Source organism: Geomonas paludis (assembly GCF_014193585.1).
GTDB lineage: Bacteria > Desulfobacterota > Desulfuromonadia > Geobacterales > Geobacteraceae > Geomonas > Geomonas paludis.
The window spans coordinates 59,804-71,009 of record NZ_BLXY01000005.1; the positions used below are offsets into that span (position 1 = coordinate 59,804).

General features: G+C 61.5%; 12 protein-coding genes. 10 read left to right on the forward strand and 2 right to left on the reverse strand.

Features of this window, described 5'->3' with window-relative positions; translation table 11 throughout:
• Nucleotides 1-23: 23 nt before the first annotated feature.
• Together H7687_RS13540 and H7687_RS13545 are read right to left on the reverse strand one after the other, a co-directional pair.
• Complete coding sequence (locus H7687_RS13540; RefSeq protein ID WP_183348233.1) at nt 24-383, reverse strand: DUF2304 domain-containing protein; 360 nt, start codon at nt 381-383, stop codon at nt 24-26.
• Between the two features lie 3 nt (nt 384-386).
• Nucleotides 387-1,088, reverse strand: coding sequence for a glycosyltransferase family 2 protein (locus H7687_RS13545; protein ID WP_183348234.1), 702 nt, complete (start codon nt 1,086-1,088; stop codon nt 387-389).
• A 276-nt stretch (nt 1,089-1,364) separates the two neighbouring features.
• Between H7687_RS13545 and H7687_RS13550 the strand changes: the two genes are divergently transcribed.
• The 10 genes from H7687_RS13550 (at nt 1,365) to H7687_RS13595 (ending at nt 11,203) form a co-directional block, all read left to right on the forward strand.
• Nucleotides 1,365-2,384: a glycosyltransferase family 2 protein gene (locus H7687_RS13550; protein WP_183348235.1), complete on the forward strand. Its 1,020-nt coding sequence runs from the start codon at nt 1,365-1,367 to the stop codon at nt 2,382-2,384.
• Between the two features lie 159 nt (nt 2,385-2,543).
• Nucleotides 2,544-3,353, forward strand: coding sequence for an ABC transporter permease (locus tag H7687_RS13555; protein ID WP_183348236.1), 810 nt, complete (start codon nt 2,544-2,546; stop codon nt 3,351-3,353).
• A 55-nt stretch (nt 3,354-3,408) separates the two neighbouring features.
• Nucleotides 3,409-4,686, forward strand: a complete 1,278-nt coding sequence (locus H7687_RS13560; protein WP_183348237.1) for an ABC transporter ATP-binding protein — start codon at nt 3,409-3,411, stop codon at nt 4,684-4,686.
• Complete coding sequence (locus tag H7687_RS13565; RefSeq protein WP_183348238.1) at nt 4,670-5,344, forward strand: FkbM family methyltransferase; 675 nt, start codon at nt 4,670-4,672, stop codon at nt 5,342-5,344. The genes H7687_RS13560 and H7687_RS13565 overlap by 17 nt, the downstream gene beginning before the upstream one ends.
• Nucleotides 5,345-5,348: 4 nt before the next feature.
• Nucleotides 5,349-6,185: an alpha-1,2-fucosyltransferase gene (locus H7687_RS13570; protein WP_183348240.1), complete on the forward strand. Its 837-nt coding sequence runs from the start codon at nt 5,349-5,351 to the stop codon at nt 6,183-6,185.
• A gap of 30 nt (nt 6,186-6,215) precedes the next feature.
• Nucleotides 6,216-7,106 (forward strand): Stf0 family sulfotransferase, encoded by an 891-nt coding sequence (locus H7687_RS13575; protein WP_183348241.1) that lies wholly within the window; start codon nt 6,216-6,218, stop codon nt 7,104-7,106.
• Nucleotides 7,103-7,939: a sulfotransferase domain-containing protein gene (locus tag H7687_RS13580; RefSeq protein ID WP_183348242.1), complete on the forward strand. Its 837-nt coding sequence runs from the start codon at nt 7,103-7,105 to the stop codon at nt 7,937-7,939. The genes H7687_RS13575 and H7687_RS13580 overlap by 4 nt, the downstream gene beginning before the upstream one ends.
• Nucleotides 7,940-7,986: 47 nt before the next feature.
• The gene (cysC, locus tag H7687_RS13585) at nt 7,987-8,634 is read left to right on the forward strand and encodes an adenylyl-sulfate kinase (protein ID WP_183348243.1); all 648 of its coding nucleotides are present in this window, start codon (nt 7,987-7,989) and stop codon (nt 8,632-8,634) included.
• Complete coding sequence (cysD, locus tag H7687_RS13590; protein ID WP_183348244.1) at nt 8,631-9,428, forward strand: sulfate adenylyltransferase subunit CysD; 798 nt, start codon at nt 8,631-8,633, stop codon at nt 9,426-9,428. Before cysC ends, cysD begins: the two co-directional genes overlap by 4 nt.
• Nucleotides 9,428-11,203: a GTP-binding protein gene (locus H7687_RS13595; RefSeq protein WP_183348245.1), complete on the forward strand. Its 1,776-nt coding sequence runs from the start codon at nt 9,428-9,430 to the stop codon at nt 11,201-11,203. Before cysD ends, H7687_RS13595 begins: the two co-directional genes overlap by 1 nt.
• Nucleotides 11,204-11,206: the final 3 nt, after the last annotated feature.

An 11,206-nucleotide genomic window follows, 5' to 3' on the forward strand; every position in this document is an offset into this window, starting at 1 on the left:
GTAACCGCTTTTAAAGTCTCTTTTCAGCCTTTCTTGCTCTCTTCCTTCAGATCCTCGACCTGTTTTCTCAAAAGTGCCACTTCCTGGGCGAGGTTGTGGTTGCTCTCGGAGAGCCTGGAAAGGGTGACGGAGTGCCCGATGGCCACCAGCAGCAGGAACAGCACGCCGACCAGGAACAGCAGGGAGGGAGGGTAGTAGATACCGATGGCAAGGGCCGCGACCTCGAGGATGCGGCGCGACACGGTAAGGAGGATGACGAAGACGGAGGTGCACAGCCAGAGCAGGGCGTACTTCTCACGCAGGCGACGCTCCCTGACCAGCCAGACCACGAAGCAGAAGATGCCGACGCTGAGCCCCAGCGACGCAATTTTGGTTAGATCCACAGGTTATGATTCCCCGACGAGGTCCCTGCCGCGCATGGCGTCCACCACCATCGCCAGCGTGACCTTCAGCATGTAGTAGGCGGACTTTCTCCTGGTGATGGAAGAGTGACCGGAAAGCCTCCCCCGCATCAGCACCGGGACCTCCACCACGCGCAGCCCGTTGCGTGCGGCGGTGATGATCGACTCGACCTCGGGGTAGTCGTCGGTGTAAAAGCGCGAGAAAAGACGAATGGTCTTCTTGCCGTAGCAGCGAAACCCTGAAGTCGGGTCGTGAATAGCCTTTCCCGCCAGACAGCGGATCAGGCAGTGGAAGATGCGCGAACCGATGAAGCGGGTGATCCCCATCTTGTAGCCGCCGGGCAGCGTGCGCGAACCGATCACCAGGTCCGCCTCCCCCTTTTGCACCAGTTCGAGGATCTTGAAAACCTGGTCGCCGCGGTGCTGGCCGTCGCCGTCGAACTGGATGGCCATGTCGTAGCCATGCTCGTAGGCGTACCTGAGACCGGTCTGCACGGTGCCGCCGATGCCCAGGTTGAAGGGATGGCTGACCACTTCCGCGCCGAGGCTCTTGGCAATGGCGGCGGTTTCATCCGTCGAGCCGTCGTTCACCACCAGGATGTCGCCGCGAAAAGACTTGAGGTCCTCGATGACTGCCGTGATATTACGAGCCTCGTTATAGGCTGGTATTATTGCAAGAATCCTCATATCCCCACCTATGCCAACGCCATATGGCGTAAAAAAAAGCCGAAAACGGATCGTTTCTGAGTGAATACAAGATCCGCACCAACTTTAACAGGCACAGTACTGGAGATAACGCTTGCCAAGCGACCCGATACTAATATAAATATCGGGCCGGTAGCAATTAAAAAAAATACAGAGAGAGAAGGGAAACTCCCCGGCAACGCGTCATGCTGTGGAACTCGACGCTATGCCGTTCCCAGGTTCCCGCTGTTTGATAAAGCAAGTCTAACCGGAGCAGTCGTGCGCGTATCCGTCATCATCGTCAACTGGAACGGCCTTGGTCATTTGCCGGAATGCCTGGACAGCCTGCAAGAGCAGACCTTCGGGGATTTCGAGACCATCGTGGTGGACAACGGCTCCAGCGACGGCTCGCTGGCGTACCTGCAGCAGCGCAAAGATGTCCGGTTGGTCCCGCTCCAGGAGAACGTCGGCTTCGCCGCCGGCAACAACGCCGCCCTCCCCTTCGCGCGGGGGGAATACCTGGTCACCCTGAACAACGACACCAAGGCGCAACCCGACTGGCTGGAAAAGCTGGTCGAGGTCGCTGGCCGTCACCCCGAGGCGGGCATGGTCGGTTGCCGGATCCTCAGCTACTCCGAACCCGAGCGGATCGATTCGCTGGGGATGGCGATCTGCAAAGACGGCATGTCCCGCGGCAACTACCGGGGGCGCCGGTTTGCCGAGCTGGCCATCGAGCCCGATGTGGAAATCCTCTTCCCTTCCGCCTGCGTCGCCCTGTACCGGCGCGCCATGATCGACGAGATCGGTTTCTTCGACGGCGACTTCTTCGCCTACTGCGAGGACAGCGACCTGGGGCTGCGGGGACGGCTGGCCGGGTGGCAGGCCGTTCTGGCCCGCGACGCCGTGGTGTACCACAAGTACTCCATGACCGCCGGCTCGCTCTCCCCTTTGAAGCTCTACCTGGTCGAGCGCAACCATTTCTACGCGGTGGTGAAGAACTTCCCGCTGCTCCTGCTCCTCACGCTCCCCCTGTACACCCTGCTGCGCTACCTGGTACAGGCCCGGGTGGTGCTGCATGGCAGGGGGACCGGGGGGGAGTTCATGACCGGCGGCAGCAGGAACGAGTGCGTGCTCGCCCTCTTGCGCGGGATGCGCGACGCCCTGCTCGCCCTCCCCACCCTGGCCAGGAAACGCGCCGGGGTGATGCGGCACAAGAAGATTTCCAGCCGCGACATGCGCAGGCTGCTCAGACGCCACAGCTTGACGTTCCACGAGCTTCTGGATGCGGGGAACAGCTAAACCACGGCAAGCCGCCGGCTCAAACTCCTATTATTTCAGCTGATTAGAGCAGCGCGCAGAAGAGACCGCCCGGAAAATTGGCCTTGTGTTCTAAAGGGAACTGGAGTATTGTTCGCTCAGTGTCCACCCTTACTGTACTTTTCCTAATCTATGGCCAGCATGCAAAACATTAAAATGTTCTCCGGCTTCATCAGAGAGCTCTCTGAGAAGAAGAATGTCATTTACGAGCTGACCAAGCGGGACTTCAAAGCAAACTATCTCGGTTCATATCTGGGCATGATCTGGGCGTTTCTTCTTCCGATCGCCAATATCTTCATCTTCTGGTTCGTTTTCCAGATAGGCTTTCGTTCCAAGCCGGTACAGGACTTCCCCTACATACTCTGGTACATCGTGGGGATGATCATTTGGAACTTCTTCAGCGATTCAGTTAACAACGGCATGAACTCGGTAGCGCAAAACGCCTTCGTCGTGAAGAAGGTGGCTTTCAGCATCGGCATACTGCCCATCATCAAGATTCTGTCGGCCCTCGCCATCCATGCCTTCTTCCTCGTCTTCGTCGGCATCCTCTTCGCCTGCTACGGCTACCCCCCGGACCTCTACTGGCTCCAGGTGCTTTACTACCTCCTGGCCACCCTGGTCCTGGTTACCGGCCTTTCCTGGCTCACGGCCTCGGTGGTGATCTTCTTCCGTGACCTGAGGCAGATCATCGCCATCCTGCTCCAGTTCGGCTTCTTTCTTACCCCGATCTTCTGGAGCGTCACCATTTTGCCCCCCAAATATCAGGCGGTGGTCAAGTTCAACCCGATCTTCTACCTGGTGAACGGCTACAGGGACAGCTTCATTCACAAAGTCTGGTTCTGGGAAAACATCGGGGCTGCATTGTTCTTCTGGTCTTTCACGGTGGCGACCTTCATCCTGGGTGCCCTGGTGTTCCGGAGACTCAGGCCCCATTTTGCGGATGTAATTTGACCTTGCCGGCAGCTTTTTTTTCGGCTGGCAGGGCAAAAGGCAACAAGGACGCGATTTGCACAACCCGATCATAAAGATACGCAACCTCTCCAAGGTCTATAAACTTTACGATTCCCCGACCGAGCGGTTGAAGGAGGCTCTGCACCCCTTCGGCAAAAAGTACCACCGCGAGTTCTACGCGCTGCAGGGGATCGACCTGGACGTGGCCAGCGGGGAGACCATTGGCCTGATCGGCCCCAACGGCGCCGGCAAGTCCACCCTGCTGAAGGCAATCACCGGTGTCATCGCCCCCACCACGGGGTCGGTCGAAGTAACGGGAAAGATCTCGGCGCTGCTGGAGCTGGGGGCCGGCTTCAACCCCGACATCAGCGGCCTCGAGAACGTCTATTTCAACGGGGCCATCCTGGGCTTCTCCCGCGACGCCATGGACCGCAAGCTGGACGAGATACTCTCCTTCGCCGACATCGGCGACTTCATCCACCAGCCGGTCAAGACCTATTCCAGCGGGATGATGGTGCGCCTTGCCTTCGCGGTCGCCGCCAGCGTCGAGCCCGACATCCTCATCGTCGACGAAGCCCTGAGCGTCGGAGACAGCAGGTTCAAACAAAAGTGCCTGCGCAAGATCAACGAGTTCATCGACAAAGGGGTGACGGTGCTCTTCGTCTCGCACGACATGGCATCGATAAAGACCTTCTGCCGCAAGGCCATCTGGATCGGGAACGGGAAGATCGTCGAAATGGGCGACTCCAAGGAAGTGTGCAAGCGCTTCGCGAATTTCATGGCCTACGACATGGTGCCGACCCAGATCCAGGCAGATGCGGCGGCCGCTTCAGGCGCGCCGGCCTCCTACCAGTGGCAGGACGTCGCGGGGTGCGCCAGCGTGGGAGACAGAAGCGCGATCATCACCCGGGTCGCCTTTTTCAATTCGGAAACGGAAGAACCGGCGGAGCTGCTGGAAGGGGGAGAACCGGTCGCCTTCGTCATGGAGCTGCAGGTAAAGGAGCCCGTCCTCCAGCCCATCCTCTCCATCGACATCAAAAACAGCCTCGGCATCCTTATCTTCGGCGTCAACAGCTTCTTCCTGGAAAAGGAGATCCCCGAGATGGCAGCGGGCGAAGCCCACGTGGTGAAATTCTCCTTCAGGCTCCCCTATCTGAAGAACGGCAACTACTCCCTGACGGCGGCTGTCGCGGACGGCACCTACCACAGCCACGTGCAGAACCACATCGTCCACGAAGCCGTCACCTTCCAGATAGCCAACCGGGATCTGCAGTTCAGGCATTACACCGTGGTAAACAAGGAGTGCGACATCGAGTATGACCGAATCCGCTGACCGATACGCCAAACGGAGCTTCTCCCAGTGCGGCGAAGACCTGATCCTGCGCCACATCTTCAACTCGCTCAAGGTGGAGCGCCCCTCCTACATTGATGTCGGCGCCCACCATCCCTTCAGGATCAACAACACGGCGCTGTTCCACCTGGGGGGCTCCCGCGGCATCAGCATCGAGCCCAACCCCGAGCTTTTCGCCCTGTTCGAGCAGGAAAGACCGGCGGACATCAACCTGAACGCCGGCATCTCCGACACCGAGGGGGAGAGCGTCTTTTACGTCATCGATCCACCGGTTTTCAGCACCTTCTCCCGCGAGGTCGCCGATGAGTTCGTGACCAGGCACGGCTTCAACCTCAAACAGACAGTCACCATCCCCTGCACCACCATTCTGAGCGTGCTGGAGCAGCACTGCGGCGGCAAGTGCCCTGATTTCATCTCGATAGACGCCGAAGGGGTCGACGAGATCATCATCGACTCGATCATCTCCAACAACCTTCCCTTCACGGCCATATGCGTGGAGACCATCTCCTTCTCCAACAAGGGGATGGGGGTGAAGAACCAGGACCTGATCCGGAAAGTTACCGACGCCGGATACATCAACTACGCCGACACCAACATCAACACCATCTTCGTGAAGAAAGACGTCTGGCAGAGGGGATGATCCCATGGTGATCGTCAGGGCTTACAACGGCCTGGGCAACCAGATGTTCCAGTACGCACTGGGCCGGCACCTCGCCTTGCTGAACGGCACCGAGTTGAAGATCGATACCGGCGCCTTCGCCGACGATCCGCTCCGGGAGTACGAACTGCACAGGTTCAAGGTGCGCGGCTCCATCGCCAGCGCCGCGGAAGTCGCCCATTTCCGGGAGATGGAAGCCGCAGACCCGCAGCACTACCTGCGCCTGATGCAAAAAAGCAGGCTGTTCGACCCGGCGATTCTGCAGGCGCGCGGCGAGATCTACCTGCACGGCTTCTGGCAGACCGAGCGGTACTTCACCCAGATCCGGGAGTTGCTTCTCGACGAGTTCCAGCTCCGCACTCCCCCCGCAGAGGGGGCCATGAAGATGGCGGGCCGGATCGAGGCGAGCAATGCCGTCGCCGTGCATGTACGCCGCTCCGATTACGTGACCAACCCGAAGACGACCCTGCACCACGGCGTCTTGCCCCTCGAGTACTACCAGGAGGCAATGCGGCGCATGGCCGGGATGGTTCCGGACCCGGTGTTTTTCATCTTCTCGGATGACCCGCAATGGGCACGGGAGAACATAACCCCGCCCGGCCCCGCCGTCTGCATCGAGGGCAACGACGCATCCAATGGGCACGAAGACCTGAGGCTGATGCGCACCTGCAAGCACTTCATCATTGCCAACAGCAGTTTCAGCTGGTGGGGCGCCTGGCTCTCCGGCAACCCCGGCAAGCGGGTGATCGCCCCCCTGAGATGGTTTGCCAAGCCCGAGATAGATACCCGCGACATCGTGCCCCCCCAGTGGATCAGGATCTAGGTGACAGCAGCGGCTGCACGGAGGTACTACGTGAACAACAACATACTGAACTTCTTCGGGCAGGACGCCGCCGATATCTCCGCCAACCGGGTCGAGTCCCACGACTGGCAGGCGGCCGGGGTGGATTGCATCTACATCATCTTCATCACGGGCCGCTGCGGCAGCACCTGGCTCACCCACCTCCTGGAGGACTCCGGCATCTGCGGCCACCCCCACGAGCTGTTCAACGAGACCTTGATGCCCCGGTTCAACAAAAGCATCGAGGCGGCCAACTTCAAGGAATACTTCACCGGGGCGGTGACGCAGTTTTCCAGCGGCGGCAGGTTCGGGTTCAAGATCGACGAGTGGCGCCTGAGCCACCTGCTGCCGCTCATCGACTTCCGCACCCTCTTCCCGGCGGAGATCACGCGCTGCTTCTGGATGACCCGCCGCGACCTGGTGAGCCAGGCCTTCTCCTTCGGACGCGCCAAGACGACCGGCCACTGGCACGACTTCACCGCCAAAACCACGGAACAGAAACAGGACCACGTCGAGCTCTCCGATGCCCGGATGTGGAAGGAGATCATCGACATCCTCGCCAAGGAGCGCCGCATGGCCGCCTTGTTCCAGCGGGAAGGGATCGACTACGTCCCCCTCGACTACGAGCAGATGCTGGCGGACCGGCTGCTCACCGTGATGCGGGTGATGATCGAGCTCGGCTGCCGATACGAGGAGATCAACAGCTTCATCCAGAGGATGGAGGACAAGACGCTCCGGCTCGAATTCGGCAACAAGTACGAGGTGCTGGGGCGCTTCTGCGCCAGGTACGGGAGACTTTTGCTCACCCTGGACAAAGAGCGCCAGGAAATCTCCACCGACGAACTGAAGCGGAGGCTGCAGCTCGATTACGGCCTGTCGCTGTGGGAGAGGGGGACGGGGTGACTTCACAAGCAGCAGACATCATCATGGTCGCCGGCTCGGGGCGCAGCGGGACCACCTGGCTGGGCAACGTGATCGCCGGAGACGACCGCCGCATCATCTTCGAGCCTTTCGAGTGCCGCAGGGTGGCGGAATTCGCCGAGCTCGGCATGCGCCCCTACTTCCCCCCGGCGGAGGCGCAGCCCCGGTGGCACTCGAAGGTGGAGGCTCTCTTCAGCGGCCGGATCGGCAACGACTGGACCGACCAGGACCGAAAGCGGCTGGATCCGGAGCGGGACTCGGGTGCCGTGGTGATCAAGGAGATCCGCGCCAACGGCATGCTGGCCTGGCTCAGCAACAATTTTCCCTGCCGCATCGTCTACCTGGTCCGCCACCCTTACGCCGTGATCGCGTCCCGCGTGAAGCAGCAGTGGGACTCCCACATCGAGGCCTATCTCTGCCAACCGCGCCTGGTGCAGGACTTCCTGGCACCGTACCTCCCCGTGATCGAATCGGCACAGGGGAGCGTGCAAAAACACGCGGTGATGTGGTGCCTGGAGAACCTGGTCCCCTTGCGGCAGCTGCCGCACTACCCGTGGCTGTTCTGCCGCTACGAGGAATTGGCGGCACACCCCGAGGCAGAAGCGGCGCGACTGCTCGGCCTTTTGGGGCTCGAGTTCACGCCGAGCCGGAGGCAGGCGCTCGCCGAGCTCTCCAGGACCTGCTCCCAAAAGCCCACCGACCGCTCCACGCAGGCGCTGACCGACCCGCGGCACGCGCTGCCGGAAGACGAGCGCAGGGCAGTGGCGCGGATCATCAACGCCTTCGGCATCGAGTTGTACCAGGAACAGCTGTGACCGCCCAGGCAACGGCAGTCATTCCCGTAACCGCTTCTGGAGTCGTCATGACAAAAAAGAACAGCAACATCAGATGGGAACACAGAAAGCTCTGCCGCGAGGACTACCTGCAACGCAACGGTCATCCCTCCATGGTGCTGTGGTTTACCGGCCTGTCCGGTGCGGGCAAATCGACCCTGGCCCAGAGGGTCGAAGAACGGCTCTTCGAAAAGGGGTGGTACACCTACATCCTCGACGGGGACAACGTGCGCCACGGCCTGAACAGCGACCTCGGCTTCTCCGAGCACGACCGGCGCGAGAACATCAGGCGGGTCGGCGAGGTGGCCAAACTGTTCACCGACGCCGGCGTGGTGGTGCTGGCGGCCTTCATCTCTCCCTACCGGGAGGACCGGGACCGGGTCCGCGCCCTCTTCGAGCCGGGCGACTTCATCGAGATCCACGTCAAGTGCGCGCTGGACGTCTGCGAGAAGCGCGACCCCAAAGGGCTCTACCGGAAGTCGCGCGCCGGCGAGCTGCCGGAATTCACCGGCATTGACAGCCCCTACGAGGAACCGCCCGCTCCGGAACTGGTGGTGGACACTGCGCAGCTGGACATAGACCGCTCGGTGGCGCTGATCCTCGACTACCTCCGCGACCGGGAACCGAAGCAGGCAGGTGCCGAAGCAGCCTGCTCCGGGGCTGGAGTCTCGCCATGAAACACTTGGAAGAGCTCGAGGACAAGTCGGTCTACATCCTGCGCGAGGCCTACAAGAACTTCGACAACCTCTGCATGCTGTGGTCGATCGGGAAAGACTCCACCGTGCTGCTTTGGCTCATGCGCAAGGCCTTTTTCGGGCACGCCCCCATTCCGCTGGTGCACATAGACACGTCCTACAAGATCAAGGAGATGATCGAATACCGGGATCGCCTGGCGAGGGACTGGGACCTCACCCTGGTGGTGGGCCAGAACAAGGAGGCCCTGGAGGCGGGGATGGCACCGGAGCGCGGCAGGATGGAGTGCTGCACGGCGCTGAAGACGCGGGGGCTGCAGCAGGTGCTCGACGAGAAGCGCTACAACGGCGTCATCGTCGGGGTAAGGTCGGACGAAGAAGGGACCCGGGCCAAGGAGCGCTACTTCTCCCCCCGGGACAAGAACAACGACTGGGACTTCAGGGACCAGCCACCCGAGCTTTGGGACCAGTTCAAGACCCGCTTCGAGCCCGGCACCCATGTCCGCATCCACCCGCTTTTGGACTGGACCGAGATCAACATCTGGGAATACATCAAGAAGGAAGACATCCCGGTGATTCCGCTTTACTTCGACCGCGGCGAGGGGCTTCGCTACCGCAGCCTCGGCTGCGCCCCCTGCACCACCCCGATACGCTCCACCGCGAAGACCGTTGACGAAATCATCACCGAGCTGCGCAGCACCAAGGTCGCCGAACGCTCCGGACGGGCCCAGGACGCGGACCGCGGCATGGAGAAGCTGCGCAAAGACGGGTACATGTGATGGAAACAGCCAAGGAGCACTTCCAGATCGTTTTCGTAGGGCACGTCGACCACGGCAAATCCACCCTGCTCGGGCGTCTCTACGCCGACACCGATTCGCTCCCGGTGGGACACCTGGACAAGGTACGGGACATCTGCGCGCGGCAGGGCAAGGTCTTCGAATACGCCTTCCTGTTCGACGCCTTCCTCGAGGAGCAGGAGCAGGGGATCACCATCGATACCGCCCGCACCTTCTTCAGTTGGGGGGAGAGGCAGTACATCATCATCGATGCGCCGGGGCACAAGGAGTTCCTCAAGAACATGATCTCCGGCGCCGCGCGGGCCGAGGCGGCGGTCCTCATCATCGACGCCGGCGAGGGGATCCAGGAGCAGTCCAAGCGGCATGGCTACCTGTTGAGTCTGCTGGGGATCCGGCAGGTGGTGGTCGTGGTCAACAAGATGGACCTGGTGGGGTACAGCGAGGAGGCCTTCCGCGCCATCGAAAAGGAGTACCGCGCCTTTCTCGCCCAGCTCAGGCTGGAGCCGCAATACTTCATACCCGCCAGCGCCCGCAACGGCGACAACGTGGCGGCGACGAGCACCGCGATGCCGTGGTACCGGGGACACACCCTCCTGGAAAGCCTGGCGCATTTCGTGAAGCTCCCGGCGCGCACCGATCTCCCGCTGAGGATCCCGGTGCAGGACATCTACAAGTTCGACCCCAGGCGCATCATCGCGGGCAGGGTCGAGGCCGGCACCTTCAGCGTCGGCGACACCCTGGTGTTCTCCCCGTCCAACAAGACCGCCGTGGTGAAGAGCATCGAGGCCTTCAACGTGCCCAACGTCATCCACTCGGTCCCGGCCGGCAGGTCGGCAGGGTTCACCCTGGACGAGCAGATCTTCGTGGAAAGGGGCGAGGTGGCGTCGCACAAGGATGCCGCGCCCGAGGTTTCCGACCGCTTCAGGGCCAACATCTTCTGGATGGGGAAAAATCCGGTGCTCACCGGCGGCAGGTACCTGCTCCGCATCGCCACCACCGAGGTGGAAATGGAAGTGGAGGCGATCCTCGGGATCATCGACGCCTCGACCCTGGGGCGCGGCGAATCCCCGCAGCGGATCGAGAAAAACGACGTCGCCGAGGTGATCATCAGGACCCGCCGCCCCATCGCCCTGGACCGCTACGCCGACATCGACACCACCGGGCGCTTCGTCATCATCGAGGGTTACGACATCCAGGGGGGCGGCATCGTCATGGAGGTGTTCAAGGACGAGCAGGAGCCCTTCCGCGCCGAGGCGCGCAGGCGTGACTTCGAATGGCGACGCGGCGAGATCCACCTCGACGAGAGGGTCCAGAGAAACGGCCACTACCCCGGCATCGTCCTGTTCACCGGCGAGAAGGGAAGCGGCAAGGCCCGGCTGGCCAGGCACCTGGAACGCCGCCTGTTCAACGGCGGCAAGCAGGTCTACCTCCTCGACGGCAAGAACCTGCAGTACGGGCTCGGGACCGATCTGAGCGGGTCGGACAAGGAAGAGATGGTGCGCCGCTTCGGCGAGGTCGCGCAGATCCTGCTCCGCGCCGGGCAGATCGTGGTCTCTACCACCAACACGTTCGCCCTGGCCGACCACCAGATCATCCGGGCCCTGGTGCACCCCCACACCGTGATCACGGTGCACATGTCCTTTGTCGAGGGAGCTCTGCCGGACAACACGGACCTCCACTTCCTCGAGTCCGACGACCTCAAGGCGGCGGCCAAGACCATCATGGAATTAATGGAAGAAAAAAACATCCTTTTGTGATAC

Excerpts from the sequence above, each read along its gene's own strand:
- H7687_RS13595 (WP_183348245.1), top strand. The coding sequence starts at position 9,428 with ATGGAAACAGCCAAGGAGCACTTCCAGATCGTTTTCGTAGGGCACGTC.
- cysD (WP_183348244.1), top strand. The coding sequence starts at position 8,631 with ATGAAACACTTGGAAGAGCTCGAGGACAAGTCGGTCTACATCCTGCGC.
- H7687_RS13555 (WP_183348236.1), top strand. The coding sequence starts at position 2,544 with ATGCAAAACATTAAAATGTTCTCCGGCTTCATCAGAGAGCTCTCTGAG.
- H7687_RS13565 (WP_183348238.1), top strand. The coding sequence starts at position 4,670 with ATGACCGAATCCGCTGACCGATACGCCAAACGGAGCTTCTCCCAGTGC.
- H7687_RS13570 (WP_183348240.1), top strand. The coding sequence starts at position 5,349 with ATGGTGATCGTCAGGGCTTACAACGGCCTGGGCAACCAGATGTTCCAG.
- H7687_RS13545 (WP_183348234.1), bottom strand. The coding sequence starts at position 1,088 with ATGAGGATTCTTGCAATAATACCAGCCTATAACGAGGCTCGTAATATC.
- cysC (WP_183348243.1), top strand. The coding sequence starts at position 7,987 with ATGACAAAAAAGAACAGCAACATCAGATGGGAACACAGAAAGCTCTGC.